Source organism: Microcoleus sp. Pol1C5, from assembly GCF_036701115.1.
Taxonomy (GTDB): domain Bacteria; phylum Cyanobacteriota; class Cyanobacteriia; order Cyanobacteriales; family Microcoleaceae; genus Microcoleus.
Window position 1 is genome coordinate 1 of sequence record NZ_JAUBQE010000013.1, and the last position, 16,666, is coordinate 16,666.

The 16,666-nt window shown below is 46.7% G+C and carries 12 protein-coding genes, 1 tRNA gene and 1 pseudogene; 5 read left to right on the plus strand and 9 right to left on the minus strand.

Annotated elements, in window-relative coordinates; translation table 11 throughout:
* Nucleotides 1–137 precede the first annotated feature (137 nt).
* Complete coding sequence (locus QUA23_RS09515; protein WP_333075603.1) at nt 138–953, plus strand: FkbM family methyltransferase; 816 nt, start codon at nt 138–140, stop codon at nt 951–953.
* A 927-nt stretch (nt 954–1,880) separates the two neighbouring features.
* Here the strand turns inward: QUA23_RS09515 and xylB are convergent.
* The 6 genes and pseudogenes from xylB to QUA23_RS09540 all read right to left on the minus strand — a co-directional run bounded on the left by xylB (nt 1,881) and on the right by QUA23_RS09540 (nt 11,201).
* Nucleotides 1,881–3,323, minus strand: coding sequence for a xylulokinase (xylB, locus tag QUA23_RS09520; protein WP_333075601.1), 1,443 nt, complete (start codon nt 3,321–3,323; stop codon nt 1,881–1,883).
* A gap of 20 nt (nt 3,324–3,343) precedes the next feature.
* Complete coding sequence (locus QUA23_RS09525) at nt 3,344–8,476, minus strand: PAS domain S-box protein (RefSeq protein ID WP_445243485.1); 5,133 nt, start codon at nt 8,474–8,476, stop codon at nt 3,344–3,346.
* Between the two features lie 259 nt (nt 8,477–8,735).
* Nucleotides 8,736–9,128: pseudogene (locus QUA23_RS31030) on the minus strand (hypothetical protein).
* Between the two features lie 274 nt (nt 9,129–9,402).
* Nucleotides 9,403–10,452, minus strand: coding sequence for a CAF17-like 4Fe-4S cluster assembly/insertion protein YgfZ (ygfZ, locus tag QUA23_RS09530; RefSeq protein WP_333075606.1), 1,050 nt, complete (start codon nt 10,450–10,452; stop codon nt 9,403–9,405).
* 101 nt (nt 10,453–10,553) lie between these two features.
* Nucleotides 10,554–10,937: a hypothetical protein gene (locus QUA23_RS09535; RefSeq protein ID WP_333036076.1), complete on the minus strand. Its 384-nt coding sequence runs from the start codon at nt 10,935–10,937 to the stop codon at nt 10,554–10,556.
* Between the two features lie 192 nt (nt 10,938–11,129).
* Nucleotides 11,130–11,201, minus strand: a tRNA-Val gene (locus QUA23_RS09540).
* A 72-nt stretch (nt 11,202–11,273) separates the two neighbouring features.
* Between QUA23_RS09540 and QUA23_RS09545 the strand changes: the two genes are divergently transcribed.
* Nucleotides 11,274–11,903: a metal-binding protein gene (locus QUA23_RS09545; RefSeq protein WP_333075599.1), complete on the plus strand. Its 630-nt coding sequence runs from the start codon at nt 11,274–11,276 to the stop codon at nt 11,901–11,903.
* A gap of 105 nt (nt 11,904–12,008) precedes the next feature.
* The gene (mazG, locus tag QUA23_RS09550) at nt 12,009–12,836 is read left to right on the plus strand and encodes a nucleoside triphosphate pyrophosphohydrolase (RefSeq protein ID WP_333075597.1); all 828 of its coding nucleotides are present in this window, start codon (nt 12,009–12,011) and stop codon (nt 12,834–12,836) included.
* Nucleotides 12,837–12,953: 117 nt separating this feature from the next.
* Here mazG and QUA23_RS09555 read toward each other — a convergent pair whose 3' ends face one another.
* On the minus strand, nt 12,954–13,355 hold the full coding sequence (locus QUA23_RS09555; protein WP_172192721.1) for a helix-turn-helix domain-containing protein: 402 nt from the start codon (nt 13,353–13,355) through the stop codon (nt 12,954–12,956).
* Between the two features lie 180 nt (nt 13,356–13,535).
* Between QUA23_RS09555 and QUA23_RS09560 the strand changes: the two genes are divergently transcribed.
* Entirely contained in the window at nt 13,536–13,919 is a 384-nt protein-coding gene (locus QUA23_RS09560) for a hypothetical protein (protein WP_333075595.1), read from the plus strand.
* 127 nt (nt 13,920–14,046) lie between these two features.
* Here QUA23_RS09560 and QUA23_RS09565 read toward each other — a convergent pair whose 3' ends face one another.
* Complete coding sequence (locus QUA23_RS09565; protein WP_333063958.1) at nt 14,047–14,532, minus strand: allophycocyanin subunit alpha-B; 486 nt, start codon at nt 14,530–14,532, stop codon at nt 14,047–14,049.
* 83 nt (nt 14,533–14,615) lie between these two features.
* Nucleotides 14,616–14,993 carry a hypothetical protein gene (locus QUA23_RS09570; protein ID WP_333075593.1) on the minus strand — a complete coding sequence of 126 codons (378 nt, stop codon included), beginning with the start codon at nt 14,991–14,993 and terminating at the stop codon, nt 14,616–14,618.
* A gap of 8 nt (nt 14,994–15,001) precedes the next feature.
* Here QUA23_RS09570 and rlmD point away from each other — a divergent pair, with 8 nt between their 5' ends.
* Complete coding sequence (gene rlmD, locus QUA23_RS09575; protein WP_333075592.1) at nt 15,002–16,414, plus strand: 23S rRNA (uracil(1939)-C(5))-methyltransferase RlmD; 1,413 nt, start codon at nt 15,002–15,004, stop codon at nt 16,412–16,414.
* The last annotated feature ends 252 nt before the right edge of the window (nt 16,415–16,666 follow it).

Here is a 16,666-nt window from a genome sequence, read left to right on the forward strand (position 1 = left end):
TAGCTAAAGATTCCATCCTGTTTTGAATAATGTTTTTGGCTCTTGATCGCTACATCATACATAAATTCAGCAACGCCCAATAACTCTGCTGCAAGACATAATATTAATTATATTTACATTGAAATTAGGAAAAAATTGTGAGCCAACAAACAGGAATTATCAGAAACTCGATGTCAGGCAGCTTGCTGCTGGCTAAACAGTTAGGTTTTGAACCAAAAACTGTGATTGATGTCGGTGCAGCATTGGGAACTTTTAATCTTTACGAAACTTTCCCCGATGCGCGACATTTGCTAATTGAGCCCATCGCCGAAAATGAACCTTATCTCGCAAAAATTTGCCGCAAGCTCAAAAGTGCAGAATACATTATTGCAGCCGCGAGCAAAGAATCGGGAGTTTTCACCCTCAACGTCAGTCCCGGTATGGTGCATTCTTCACTTTCTGAAAATCGCGTTCCTGAGAGCAGCTATCCTTATTTGAGAAAAATACCAGCAATTACCCTGGATGGGATATGCAGGGAAAGAAATTTGCCAGGTCCGTATTTAATTAAAGTTGATGTAGACGGAAAGGAATTAGATGTTTTAGCAGGAGCAACTGAGATTTTGCAGCAGACTGAATATGTAATTGTAGAAGTTACTTTGTTCGGTCAGATGTATGATGTAATGAGTTTTATGAAGTCCCAAGGATTCGCAGCTTACGATATTGTTGATTTGTCATATCGCCCGATTGATAAGGCTTTGTGGCAAGTTGACATGGCTTTTGTGAAGGAATCCGGTCACTTCAGAAGAGAGAAATGTTTCGCGACAGGAGAGCAGGATCTCGAAGCACTTAACTCGCATCTCAAAGCTTATAGGGAAAGTTTCATCCAACACATTGAGACTCATTACAGCGACCCAGTAGAGCCGGAACCACAGGTCACTCAAGCTGTTTTGGGCGAAGATTATGTCATTATTTAACTCAAGTTTATTCCATCTGATAAGTAGGTAAGCAGGAGTAAACAGAGCTATTTAACAGTATGTAAACCGCTATGAATTAGACAAATATATCGTCTTTTGATACTTGATAATCGTTTAATAATTGTGTTTTACATCGCCTCCACACTTACTAAATTCTGGTCGCACTTCGCACTTAATTTAATTAATACTCAACCTCTTAAAAATTGGTTTTCTAAATGCTGATATTGCTGTCTATAAGCTTGCAATATGCTGTAAATTGGCTTTCATTAGATATCAAAAAGTGGGAATGCCCTCATGTCTGCCTCACCAGGATAGAAACATCAATGCAGCTAAAAACATTAGAGATAAAGGTTTACGAATTTGAGACGTAGGGCATACCTCCGTAGCTTCTGGAGCTAGAGTAAGACTAAGTAAAGGCACTGCTTTTACTTGGCATCAAGCTGTGAAGGAAGAATTCCCTGTCAAGCTACGCTGTGACGGGGGAGCGTCAACTACCACAATTAATCCCAAGGCGCTTTTGTTGTGAATCGTTGAGTTGCTGGCGGTCGAAGCTGTCAGCCCTCAACCTATGGACGCTTTCAATGGTAGTTCTTGATTGCAAGGTATTGCTGCCAAAATATAGTAGATGTCATATTCTTTGAAGCACTTTTATATTCTCTACTTACGGATGACTATTCACTACTACTTTCAGCAGCAAACTTAAACCATCGAGTCAAAAGGTTAATACCAGCTAATCTGTCTTATATATCATTTTAATTATTATATTTTTTAGTAAAGTTTAAACTGTTTAATTCCCCGACTTAGAGGTGATAGTTTTTAAGAAAATTTTAGTTTTTTATCTAGGATTACAAAGTTTTGGCAACCCTTTATACCTGATGAGAATTAAATTTTAATAAAGACTCAATTATTACTTTTATAAAATGCTGATCAGATATTTTTAAGTCGTGGATAAAGGGATTGATATCGCATCCAAGCCTCTTCTAGGGTTGGATCAACTGATTGCGGACTTGCAGCAAGCGTTGGTGTGGCTACCATTTTGATGGTGTCATTAGCATCTGCGTATACACCAATTCCGATACCCGCCAGTAGAGCAGCACCACGCGCGGAAGCAGCAGCAACTGTAGTTGCATAGAGGGGTATTCTCAATACATCAGTCAGTAATTGTTGCCAAGGCATTTCTGCCGTTCCACCGCCTGCTAAACGCAGTTCTGTCGCTTTAAAACCTGTTGCCTCAAGTGCCTCAAAACCTTGTCGCAAGGCAAAAGCAACTCCCTCTAAAGCTGCCCGCATCAGGTGCGCCTGTGTGTGATGAAGTCCCAGCCCCACCCATGCCCCGCGTACATAAGGGTCAAGGTGTGGAGTTCGCTCACCCGTGAGGTATGGCAAAAATGTCAATCCTTCACATCCTGGGGGAACAGAAAACGCTTTAGTATAAACTTGCTGCCAGCTCAAGCCGAGGATACCTCGCACCCACTCAAGCGCTAACCCCGCATTTTGCATGGCTGCAAGGCTGTACCACTGGTTCGGTACGGCGGCTCGATAGAGATGTGTACGACCATGACGATCGATAATTGGTTGCGATCGAGGTGTAATAATTTGAGCGCCTGTGCCGATCGTTAGTTGAACCAAACCAGGCTCTAGTAGTCCGTTACCAAGTGCCGCCGCTGCGGTATCCGCAGCACCAGCGATAATCGGTAAGCCAACAGGTAAGCCGAGATGCTCTGAAGCAATAGTTGTTAGGTAGCCGGAGATCGCACTTGAGGGGATAATTTTTGGTAACCAATCACCACGTAGATTCAGCGCCCCGATTGCTTCCCCAGCCCAGTTGTCCGACACAACATCGTAAAGCAAAGTACCGCTAGCATCAGATGGTTCGGTTGCAACTTCTCCAGTCATCCGTAACCGCAGCCAATCTTTTGGCTGAAGTGCCCAACGCGCTTCGGTGTAGACAGTAGCCTCGTGTTCTCGTAGCCACAACAAAGTTGGACCCGCCATTCCAGCCGTAATCGGGTTGCCCAATCGCTCTAGAATAGTGGCATCGAGCGAATGATAAGCGCTAAGCGCGGCACTAGAGCGAGTATCTGCCCAGAGGATAGCAGGACGCAGGGGCTGACCAGACTGCGAAGCTAGGACAACACCGTGCATTTGTCCTGAAAGTGCGATCGCCTGTACCCGATCAGCGCGATCTCCCACTGCCTTCCTAACAGCCGAGGCAACAGCTAACCACCAATCCCCTGGTTCCGACTCAGCCCATCCAGGTTGGGGTGCATGAACAGGATAAGAGCTTGATGCTTCACCTATAGTGGTTCCGTCTCTCGCTAGGAGCAATGCCTTAGCAGAGCCTGTTCCTAAATCTATACCAAGCAGCATTAGGCTAATCCTCAAATCATTCAGTGTCTTAGCAAACGGGCGATCGCTTTTACCAATTCCTCATGTTCAAAAGGCTTCGAGATATGCACCTGAAATCCGGCAGCTAGGGCTTGCTGCTGATTGATTTCTCCAGCATAGGCAGTAAGTGCGATCGCAGGAACCGTGCCTCCCTGTTGGGGCGACCACTTTCTAATTTGTCGAATCAGGGCATAACCATCCATCTCTGGCATTCCAATGTCACATAAGAGCAGATCGGGGACAGATTGATTCAGGAGGGTCAACGCCTGTACCCCCGAAGCGGCTGTCGTAACTTGTGCGCCAGATTGCATCAGGGTGAATGCTGCCAACTCCCGCATATCGGCATCGTCGTCCACAACCAAGACCCGAACACCTGCTAAGTCGTCTGCCGCACTTTCTGCGTGCCTGTCATCAGAAGAGGGTTCCGGCTCTACGATGTTTAACGGTAGCCGGATGGTAAATGTAGCCCCTAAGTTCTGTCCTAAGCTGTCTGCTTGAACGGTTCCTCCATGCAGTTCGGTAAAATGACGGACGATCGCTAGTCCCAATCCCAATCCGCCGAATTGTCGGGTTGTTGTACCATCTTCTTGACGGAAGTAGTCAAACACATGGGGTAAAAAGTCTCGTCTGATGCCTTTTCCAGTATCTTTGACTTGAATCTGAGCATACATACCAACCTGTTCTAGTTGCACCTCGACTCGTCCTCCGGTTGGGGTGAACTTCACAGCATTGGAGAGCAGGTTCCAGACTACTTGTTGGAGGCGATTGGTATCGCCTGAAACCGTTCCTGAAATAGGATTAAATGTGGTCTGGATTTGAATGTGTTTGGCTTCGGCTGCCAGTCGTACCGTTTCCCGTGCAGCCTCAATCATTGCCGCTAGATTCACAGGAGCGACGTTAAACGTCATTTTTCCTTGCAGAATGCGCGAGACATCCAATAAGTCCTCAATTAATTGAGCTTGCAGCTTGGCATTGCGTTCGATCGTTTCCAGGGCTTGCTGGGTTTTTGTGGTATCTAGTCGCCCAGTTCGCAGCAATTTTGTCCAGCCCAGAATTGGATTGAGAGGCGATCGCAACTCGTGGGACAATACCGCTAAGAATTCGTCTTTAATCCGGTTAGCGGCTTCTGCTTTTGTGCGATCGCGTTGAGCTACCCGGTACAACTGAGCATTGTCGATCGCCAAAGAAGCACGACGAGCCAATTCCTCTGCCAGTTGCAAATCTGCTGAGGTATACCGTCGTCCAGATTCGGCTGAGATAAAGGAAATGACCCCTAGAATTCGTGCCTGAGTTCGTAATGGCACCGTCATTACCGATTGGAATCCAACCTGCCGCAGAATTTCTAAATGCTCTGAGTCACGCGCTGCGTGTACTAACAGTTCATCCGGAATCTCCGGCACAAAATCCGGTTGTCCAGTTCGCAATGTGTATGCAGCACCGCGAGGGTCATCCGGGTTCAGAGGATACTTGTCTCTAATCTGATATGCCCATGAAAGCTTGGCAGGGTCGATGTGAGCAACCGCAATCTGCTCGATCGCACCATCCTCTTCTATGATGTGAACCGTACACCAGTCGGCTAATTCCGGTACTGTAAGCTGCGCGACTCGCTCTAGAGTCGTTTGATAATCGAGTGAGGATGCAAGCACTGCACTCGCCTCAGAGAGAAAGCCTTGGGCACGTTCTAAATGCACCCGTTCCGTCACATCTACCACATAAACTAGAACGCCTTCTACCTGGCTAGTTGAGTTAACCGTTGGGAGATAGTAAACATTGTAGTAACCGGGACGGCGATCGCTGCGTGCGGGAACATTCACCGCAAAGTTCGGTGAGATGAAAGGATTCCCTGTTGTGTAAATCCGATCGAAGACTTCGACTAATTTGGGATCGAACTGACTAAAAAGTTCTCGAATTGAAGAGCCTAAGTGCTGCTCGCGGGTTAATCCATTAATTTCTGCTAATGCTTCGTTGATGGCAATAAATCGCTGCTTTTCATCTAACAGAGCAAGTCCAATGGGTGATGTTTCAAAGATGGTTTCCAGTTGGCGCTGTGCGGCTTCTGCTTCGGAGCGTGCAAGGCGCTCGCGTTCTAACAGTTGTTCCCGTTCTTGTTCTGCTTGCTTGCGCTCCGTCACATCCAGCACCAGCGATAATACCGAAATCATCCGTCCCGACTCGTCCCTGAGACTGGAGTTATACCACTCGCAATGCACAATGTTGCGATCTTCGGTGTAATTGCGATTGTATGAAAAAATATGGGGTTCTTCGCCATAGACCAGCCGTTGGCAGACTTGAGCAACTGCTTCCATGTCTTCCTCAAAGACAAAAGGTATCTCTGTTAAATATCTGCCCAGCATTTCTTCGGCTTTCCAGCCCAAAATGCGCTCTGCACCAGCAGACCACCGAATGAGTCGAAAGTCTCGATCCCATTCAACCACTGCCATTGGAGAGTTTTCAACATGGAAGTTGAGCTTTTGTAGGGCTTGACGCAACGCCTCTTCTGCTTGCTTGCGTTGTGTGATATCGATGACGACGCCGATCGAGTGCTTGGGATTTCCCTGAACATCATAAGTAAACTTTCCTCTCGCTTCCACCCAGTGAACCGAGCCATCTGACCAACAGAGGCGATATTCATGGTGATACTCTTTCTTTTCAGCTATGGCTTGCTGAAATTTCGCCTCAGCTTGTGCTAGGTCATCGGGATGAACCCGACTTGCCCAAACCTTATAGCCCGGTTCGCACTCATTCGGTTTTAGCCCTAGTATCGTGAAGTGAGCTTCTGACCAAAGCAAGGCATTGGTCTGTATGTCCCAGTCCCAGGTTCCCATGCGTCCAACCTTCAGAGCGAGTTGCAGGTGAGCTTCACTTTCTCGCAATTCCGCTTCTGCCCGCGATCGCTCCACGGCTAGCCAGGTTTTTTCGGCAATGCGTTCCATCAGCACCACATCTTCCTCGGTCCAGTGGCGAACAGAGACATGGTGCAACACCAACAATGCAACAAATCGCCCTTCTTTCACCAATGGAACACATAGGAGAGATTGGGTTTGGATTGCGTCAAAGGTCGCAGCCCCCGATCCGGCAGTCCTAGGATCGCGAGCGACATCATCTACGACAATAGTTTTGCCCTGCTTTAATTCAGCAATAAGTTCAGGGCCAAACGAATCCATGTGATGTCTACCCACCACGCTGATGACACCATTGCAATAGTCGCGATCGACGATGACATATTCCTGAGTAGAATCAATTTCGCCGTAGGTACAGCGAGTGACATTGAGGTGCTCTCCTGCGGAGCTAACCACCCGCCACATAATTTCCTTCGAGTCTTGAATGACACGAATCGCGTCATTCAGTTCAATCAAAAACTGCTGCTGCCGTTCTTTTTCCTGTAGCTCTGCCAGCAGTGACTCAATCTGTCGCCGAGCCTGAACTTCGGCTGTCACGTCAATGTTATAAATCAACACACCCTGAATGGTTCCTTCAGCATCCCGCCAAGGCGCAAAGATGTAGTTGAAGAATCCCTCTTGCAACACACCATCACTGTTTCGATCCCAGTAAGCAGGCGACTCATTTCCAATGAACGGTTCTCCCGTCCGGTAAACGCGATCGAGCGCTTCAAAGTAAATTTGTCCCTCTAGCTCGGGGAAAACGTCCCGCATTGATTTCCCGATAATGTCTGAAGTGTGCCCAGCCACTTGCAGATAGCTTGGATTGGCAAATTCATACACGAGATCGGAACCTTTAACAATGCCAATCATGGCGGGGAACTGCATCAGGATGTCATACAACCGCTTGCGTTCGCTTTCTGCTTCGAGTCGGGCAGTTTGTTCTCGTTTTAAAAGGCGATCGCGCTCCGCTTCCATTTGTTTGCGCTCTGTGATATCAACCGAAACGCCAATCATGCGAACTCCCCGTCCGGTTTCATCCAGATAAACTTGTCCCTGACTATTGATCCAGCGCACAACGCCGTCCGGACAAATTACCCGATACTCCTGCATGTAGGAATGTTCTCCAGCACTTGCCCGTTGGGTCGCTTGGATCACCCGTTGTCGATCATCTGGATGAATGAGCGCAAAAAAGTCTTCTCCTGTGCCTTCGTGAAGACCCCAAACCTCTAGAGCATTACCAGAACACACCACCTCATTGGTCTGCAAATCCATATCCCAGACAAATATCTGAGCTGCCGTCAGTGCCAATTGCAGGCGTTCTTCGCTCTCTCGTAATGCCTGTTCAACCTGTTTGTAATCCGTCACATCACGAGCAATACTCAGCACTGATACAACAGAATCATCACTGGCAAATTCGGGGACAATACGTGCCTGATACCATCGAATACTATTTAGAGTCGGAAACTTAAATTCAATCGTCTGTTCCTGCCCTGTTGCAAAGACTTGCCGTAAACCATCATGCCATAAACGATTGAGGTCTTCTGGCATTCCTAGCTCAACATTGGTCTTGCCAACAAATTCCCCTGATGGAATACCTGTTACCAATTCTACAGAAGGGCTGACATAAATATGGCGAAATTCTGCATCAAAACGGGTAATAATGTCTGGGGCATTTTCAGCCACCATCTTGAACTGTTGCTCTCGCTGCCGCAGTTCTGATTCCAAGCGTTTGCGCTCTGTCACATCCCGAAAATAAACTGCGACACCTTCGGCAGATGGGTAGGCATTTGCCTCTATCCAAGACTCGACAGATTCCCCAAATTCTTCCCAGGAAACAGGGACTTGTTCCGTCACTGCCCGATGTAGTTCTCGATAGGGAATTGCACCGACTAGCTCAGGAAAAACATCATTCCAAACGTGCTTTCCCAATAGCTCTTGTGGCGTTTTGTGCAGGATTTTAGCCGCCGCCCGATTCACATAGGTGTAGCGCCAATCGCGATCGAAGGCGACAAAAGCATCCGTAATGCTTTCAAGAATCGTTGCCACCTTGCGCTCAGTTTCTTGGGCAGGGAACAACTGTTGGCATTCAAGAGTGCGGGCAAAGTTTTCAATGACTTCAGAGCGAGAAATTCCTCGCCTGTGAGCCTCTTTATCTAGCGATCGCCATGCTGTATTAGTCAGAGATACGCTCACTCGTTGTTTCGTCTCCGATTTCCAATTGCTAACAAACTTGCCTCTGGCGTCGCGCTTCATGAATATCCATCCGTATGCATACACGGTCTTCTCTATTCAACCTGAGTTACTTCCTCTGGAGAATCCGCCTTAAGATAGATGCTTTGGCAAGAGAGAAGATCGGAAAGAATGACCTCAATAAATATTGCGCTGTATGGGCTGCTGAATTGGTCTTTGCACTCGTAGACATAGAGCTGGGCTAGGCGGGAGAATCCCACGGGTTTAACGTAGTGCAGCCGTGGCAGTGTCAAATAAGTTTCCTCACGGAGGCGGATGGTGCCTAGGACAATCGGGCTAGCGTTGCTTTAGCACCGAACTCATGAAAACTAGGAAACAGGTCAGCAACAGTCTCGACGAAGCGTGGTGAGTGTACTAAATCTCCAAAAATTTCCGGTAGCTTGAGTAATAGTCTGGGATCTAATTCGCTCAAACTGGCCCGTTGAGTGAGGATGTCTGCTAATGGGTCATCAAGGGGAAGAGGTTGCCATTGTCGATCGTGACTATTGATGTATCTACCCCAAGCAGCAATCGTCTAACTTAAGTAATCGATCGCACCTTCAAGTTGTAATTTATCGCGGAGCGAGCCCAAAACAAACTTAGGAATTTTACCCGATCCATTCAGTCTAAAGCGCGGAAGCCGATCGCGAATTTTCGGACGGGAAAACCGTTCAATTAAATTTTTTTATAATCGTCTAAAAATCTGCACTATTCCTACAGCAAAGATTATTCCTACTCGCAGGCAAATTGTAATTAAGCGGGATGTAAACTTTTTCACTGAAAAACTCTTTTTTTTCTGTGACGAGTGTAATGCAGAATTATTGCTGTTGTTTGTTTGGGAATCTATATAAAGATAGGATTCGTGTCAATTTATTACGTTTAAATTCACCTAAATCAACCTCAACAAAAAAGTTTTGGGCGCTGCGGCGCCAACAGGAGATCGAGCGCAATCAGGAACTCAAGAAAGGTAGATTTACTACTTCCCCTGATACCGCTCCGACTTGCACTTTCAGTCCTTCGCCGCCGGCTTTTGTGCGGATGTAAGCAAGACCAAAAAAGCCGGATTCAGTTTCCGTAAAACTGGTGAGTTTGCCGACTTTTTCCTCTCCGATTGTGACTGTTGTTCCTGGTTCAACCGCACCGCTCAACTGCACGCCCCAAAGCTGCTGTTTGACTCCTTTGTAGGTATTCAACCGGGCAATTGTTTCTTGACCGATGTAGCAGCCTTTGTCATAGGTAATAGTGTGTAAAAGGCGGGCTTCTAAGGGGTTGTAATCATCTGTGAGTTCAAAATCGGGTGCGGGGCGTCCTTGTTCGATTCGCAGTTGTTCCCAAACTCGATCGCCCATCGGTACGGCCCCAGCTTGGACTAATTCCTTCCACAAGCTTGCTGCATCGCTTGCTGGCGCAATTAACGTGTATCCGGGAGTTGCTAAACCGCTACCAACCGCAACTCTGACTTCCATACCTGCAAAATTTATCAATTTGTGAGTAGCGTAAGGTTGATTTTCTAGTTCGGTAACTCCGATTTTTTCTAGCATTTGAGTGCTTTCGGGCCCGATGAAACTGAAAGCAACAGTTGTATCAGTTAAATCTGTTAACTCAACGCGATCCATTGGGAAAATATACCGATCGAGCAATTCCAGCAGTTGGCGGCGGCGGTTGGCTGAGACTAACAGCAGTACGGCATCTTCTGTCGCGTAAGCGGTGGCGAGGTCGATCGTCCGGGCGGTGGATGTGACGAAAACGGTATCGCAACCTTGACCGGGTTTGAGTATATTGAAGTTATTGGTACTTTGATTGTGCAAGAACCGCAGTCGATCGCTATCTGCGATTTGAATGCGTCCCCAGTGAGTGCGATCGTACAAAGCCGCACCTTGTTTAGTTGCTGCGATCGCTTCTGCGTCGTTACCAAAACTCACTGGCACAATTTCTTTGGTTGTTAACTCTGCAAAAGTAGCACCAGCCGCTGCTTGAATGTCGTGCAATTCTTGAATCAGCATAAAATTTTGTTGAGTGTTGACTGTTGACTATTGACTAATGACCGTTGACTGTTAACTGTTAACTACTGCTTCCCTGTCAACTGACAACTGACAACTGACTATTTGCCCAAATTGGCAAATATTTCTTGTATTAATTGACTGGCTTTGGCATCAAGACGATTCCAATCTACATCGCCAGTGTCATCGTCAATCAAGCTAGTGTCAATTACGACTTCCTGGCTTTGCAGTTGAGAGTGGGCGGGCTGGTAGTTGACAAAGCAGACTCGATAGCAAAGTTCCCAAATATCGACGCATCTTTGCTCGCCTTGAAGCTCTAAAATTAGTTGATAGCCCGGAATTGGAATCTGGACTTCTTGATAAGTGCCCGTCCAGACAGACTCCTCTAATTGTTTGCGGATGTTGTCGAGCACTCGGATCATGGCTGGCTGCATGAGCAGTTCAGCTTGCTGCCACGCGATCGGGCTGGTTATTTTAGGCTTCATATACACGGTTCTAAAAAAGAAAATCAATAAATTAATTTTCTAGCATTGGGTGCCAACTTTTGAGACATCCGCCACAGAATGTTAAATTTAGTCGTCACCAAATTCAAAAGTCAGCCGTCAACAGCAAAAGTTAAAGCCGTTCTCGGCTTGACGGCTAAAAACGGCTGAAACTGTTGATATTGAGTTATCGGATGGGTAATGTAGGATTTGAACCTACGGCATCCTGCGTGTAAAGCAGGCGCTCTACCACTGAGCTAATCACCCAATTGCACTCACCGGGATTTATCATATCACAGTAACTCAGAAAGATCAAGTAAAAAAAATCCTAAACTTTAAATGCCCTCTGGCCGCACCCACGATCAAATAACCATGTGGAGTTTGCCCTTGGTGGCAGCCCTCACCTTTGGCCAGACTCAGAGCAGCAACCTGACTTTGCTCGTTTCCGGCAGCTTCTTATTCGGCGGGCTGATGTTTGGCCCCGACTTGGATATCTACTCTTGCCAGTATCAGCGCTGGGGATGGTTCAAACCGATTTGGCTCCCGTACCAAAAAAGCCTGCGCCACCGCTCTTTTTTGTCCCACGGCCCTCTGATCGGCACTGCTTTGCGAATCTTGTACCTCGCTATCTGGATTGCGGTTCTCGGAATGTTGGGATTGGCAATTGCCGAAAAAGTCGGGAATTTAGGCGGGAATTGGCAGGATGTGGTTTTGAGCTACGGGCGATCGATCTGGGAACACCACATCGAAATTTTAGCCGTTTACATCGGTCTAGAATTGGGCGCTATGAGCCACTATCTGAGCGATTGGGGCGGCTCGGCTTACAAAAGATTCAAAAAGAAAGGATTGAGCGGGTTGCGCCATCCTAAGACAATTAAGAGGCCCAAAATCAAAGCTCCCACTCGCACATCTAGCAAATCCATAGCAGAAGGAAGGAGGAAGAAGGAAGAAGGAAGAAGGAAGAAGTAAGAAGGAAGAAGGAAGAAGTAAGAAGGAAGAAGTAATAAAATTAATGGTTGGAACCCTTAACAACGTTATAACCGTCTTGGCGGTTGATATAAAAGGTAAATTATTATGTCTAATTCTGAAAGTCGATCGCTCACAGCACTCAAAGAGCTTATAGAAGTTGTGGCTAAATTGCGATCGCCAGACGGCGGATGTCCTTGGGATTTAGCCCAAACTCCCCAAACTCTAGTTCCTCACATCATAGAAGAAGCTTATGAAACCGCCGACGCGATTCGCAAAGGAGATAAAGATGCGATCGTCGAAGAATTGGGTGACTTACTGTTACAGGTAATTCTGCAAGCTCAAATTGCCAGCGAATCCAATCAATTTACTTTCGCAGAAATCGCTGCGGGCATTACAGAAAAACTAATTCGGCGGCATCCCCACGTCTTCGGCGATGTCGAACTCAACAGCGTGGATGAAGTCAACGAAAACTGGGAAAAAATCAAAGCAGCAGAAAAAGGCACAACTTCGGAAAAGCCGCCAACTTTAGCCTCGAAAATGAGCCGTTATGCCAGCACTTTACCGCCGATAACCGCCGGGATGAAAATCTCTCAAAAAGCTGCGGAAGTGAGTTTTGATTGGGACAGTGTAGACGGCGTTTGGGAGAAATTTCACGAAGAAATGGCCGAGTTTGAACACGCTCTCAAACACGAGGATAAGGCAGCGCAGCAGTCGGAATTAGGAGATATTATGTTTGTGTTGATTCAATTAGCTCGCTGGTACGATTTAGATCCGTCGGCTGCTTTGCAAGGAACAAACGATCGCTTTGTGCAGCGGTTTGCAAAGGTAGAGGCTGCGTGCGATCGACCTTTATCAGATTATGCTCCAGAAGAGTTAGAATCTCTGTGGCAGCAAGCTAAAGCTTTAATTGCTAAACAAAAGGGCGATCGGTAATCAATCACCGCAGATCAACACAGATAAAATGACATCAGCGTTCATCAGCTAATATCTGCGGTTCAAAACTCCCCATCTCAAGAATTTAGTTGCATCAGTTCAGATGTCAGCAACCAACTACTCGTAAAGCTTCGCGTCATTGTACGGCGGATGTTCGCAAGCGATATAAAGCGCATTTGTCGGTTCCAGGGCTTCCCCAGTCACCGGATCGATCGGCTTGAGCACAAAGCATAACAGAGAGAGCGATCGCCAATCCAAATTATCGAGCTTCCCACGTTCGTAACGGTTGACTGTTGCCGCACTGATACCCACATCTTTAGGTACGGGTTGATTTGTAGCTGTGAACAGCGCCTCTTCATATCCCTTGGTTTTAAACTCTGTTTCGCTGACAGACCAGCCTGTTGTCTGTCTTGCTGCTTTTAAAATCTTCCCCAAACGCATCCGCCCCGTTTCCGTGAAGCGAACGGGACGCAATTCCTGCTCTTTGTCTACCACAGCTTTGTTAGAGAGTCCTGACATTTTTCCCACTTACGTTAACTCTCAAACTAGCACAGCATCAATGATTGAGGGTTCACGAGCAACATCTGAGCTTAAGAAGTTTAAATTAATCTTTATTGCACAAGTGCAATGAGAGTCTGATATAGTAATATGTAATTGACTCTAAACAGAACTTGTCTCTCAAGCCCTGAGTATACAGCCATGACAGCACTGTTTCGCCGCATCCAACCCTCAAAAAAGCTCCGCATCACCGTCAGGTCGATCGCCCAACTGCTCAAAATCAGCCAAAACCTGATTAAACGAGTCGAATCCTGGGCTTTCGTGGTTTTCGTCCACCATCGGGATAGAGGCGGCCTGTTTGTCAGCTACCGCAGGCTGGAAGAATGGCAAAATGCGATCGCCCATAATATCCAAACCTGCCCCACCCTTGGAGAACTCTCGCAGCTCAAAACATCCATTCTGTACGACAGCAGGAAATTCAAAAAACAATCTCTCCCAAAAACACTTGACTTTTTAATTCAAATGTGCATTGAAAGACAATACGAACTCAACATTTGGGAAAGCTTAAACAGCATTGCTTCCTAGCAGAAATTAGGCAGATTTCCTTTCCCAAAACAGAAGCGAAACATTTGCGAGCAATTGCGAGATAAAATCACCCCAAAAATCACCCGCGAATGCTCCGCCACATTCATCAAAGCAATCACCAAAGCAATTAAGACATTGCCTGAGCGATATAATCAAAATAAGGAGCTGCTTCCTTAGCATCCTCCTGATTCAGCAAAGCCAAAGAAGCTTCCTTCAAACAGCGGATAGCTTCGACCATGCCAGGAACAGGAACGCCGAGAGAATTATACATTTCCCGAACGCCAATCAAACCGATGCTTTCGATCGGCTCCTTGTCACCCGCCAAGATACCGTAGGTAATCAGGCGCAAGTACCAGCCGTAGTCGCGCAGACACAAAGCCCGTTCGCGCTGGCCGTAAGCATTGCCCCCAGGAGAGATAAAGTCAGGGCGTTTTTTCCAGAGTTTTTTGCTAGCTTCTTCAACAATTTTTTTCTCACTGTCAGACAGCGCAGTAGCAATACGCACCCGCTGTTCTCCGGTTTTAAAAAAATCTTTGATGCTTTGAAGTTCGCCGGTACTGGGATAGCGAAGTTCGTCGTCGGCTTGGAGAATTAATTGGCTAACTACGCTCATTGTTATTCAAATTTGAGGATAACATTAATAAACATTCCCATCTGTTGGCGACGGGATTCTTGGTTCGCAGACTCGCCTTGCTCCTAACATTTATCAATCCTAGAAGTAGAGGGTAAATCTCCCCAAGCGTTATGCTTGATATTCAAGCCAGTTTCCTTGTGTTCCAGGGTACTGCGGGAAAAACTCAAAAACTGCGAGTGAGAGTTTGGATGTCGGCAGACACTTTGACTGTTTAACGAGTTTTTGCTACATCGCCCCAACAGCCGATCGCACCGACGGGATCGAGGCAACTCGCGACAAGCTTGACTCCCCGGTTGAAGCTTGGCTTTAGCAGCAAGACGTTCAGCAGCAGGAAGACCGCCTGCAATTGAGCTTGAGTGCGATGGCTTACGCCCCGCTTCGCTACGACTTATCTCAGGAAAGAGAGAGCGATATTGCATTACCATATTAAATCCTACCATGACTACTTGTGACCAAATCTAAATTCCCCACCCCAAACTCGACGAAATTGGCAAACCCTTGCCAGCAAGGTCAACTGATTGAGATAGAGATTACCGACTTGACAGACACCGGCGATGGAGTTGGTCGTTTTGGTGAGTTAGTAGTGTTTGTGCCCGATACAGTGACGGGCGATCGAGTCCTTGTCCGTCTCGTGCAAGTCAAATCCACCTATGCTACAGGCAAGCTGGACACACTTCTGGAAGCCTCCGAACACCGTATTCGAGCTAACTGCATTGTCGCCGACAAGTGCGGCGGCTGTCAGTGGCAGCACGTAGATTATCCATATCAGCTTGCAGCCAAGCAAAATCAAATCATTCAAGCCTTAGAAAGGATTGGCGGATTTAGCAATCTGCAAGTTGATGAAATTTTAACGGGAAAAATCGAGGGATTTCCTCAATTTTTGGGATACCGCAACAAAGCGACTTATCCTGTGGCAATATCTGCAACAAATCAAGTCCAAGCAGGTTACTATCAAAAAAGCACCCACAAATTAGTCAATCTCAATCAGTGTCCGGTGCAAGATCCGCGCCTCAATCCTCTGTTAAAAGAAGTCAAAGAAGACATCCACTGGCGGGATTGGCAAGTCTACGACGAAAAGAAACATACAGGAGAAGTGCGTCACTTGTCCTTGCGGATCGGACGGCGCACGGGCGAGATGCTGCTAACTTTAATAGTTCGCACTGGAGAGTTGCCGGGCCTCGAAGAGCAAGCATCAGAGTGGCTGAATCGCTATCCTCAACTGGCAGGGGTTTGTTTGAATATAAATCCCGCTCAAACTAATGTGATTTTTGGTTCTGAAACTCGCTGCATTGCTGGTCGTTCTTATCTGCGAGAAAGCTTTGCTGGTTTGAAATTTCAGCTAAGAGCAGATACTTTTTTTCAGGTAAATACAGAGGCGGCTGAAGCGTTGTTAGAGGTGATGGTAGGGGAATTGAATTTGCAGGGAAATGAGATTTTGGTTGACGCTTTCTGCGGAATTGGTACTTTTACTTTACCCCTGGCAAAACAAGTAAAAATAGCCATAGGTTTAGAAGTGCAACCGGCGGCAATCGAACAAGCCCAATTAAATGCTGAGTTAAATGACGTGAGAAATGTCGAGTTTCAGGCGGGAACTGTAGAGAGTTTGCTGCCTTCCTTGGGATTGACACCGGATATTGTGTTGCTAGATCCGCCGAGGAAAGGGTGCGATCGCGCGGTTTTGGAAGCTATCAAGGAAATCAAACCAAATCGCATTGTTTATGTTAGCTGCAAGCCTGCTACTTTGGCTCGCGACCTGAAGATTTTATGCGAAAATGGGGATTATAAGTTGGCGCGAGTGCAGCCGGCGGATTTCTTTCCTCAGACTTCTCATGTTGAGTGTGTGGCTTTTTTGGTGCGGTGAATGAAAGGGCGATCGGGCTACTAGACTTATTGCATAAATCTTTGATTGATAGGGAAACCGCAGATGCAATGCAGATAATTTAAAGATTATTTGCGAATGTATGCACTTTAAGCCGAGTGAGTAAGTGAGTACAAATAGATATAAGCTGGGGGCGTGAGTTCGGTAACTGAAGCAGCGTTTGCTATCTGAGAATACGGGTTTCAAACTCTCGAAGTCGATCGCATTGTAGCGGTTTCTAAATCTGAAAATATT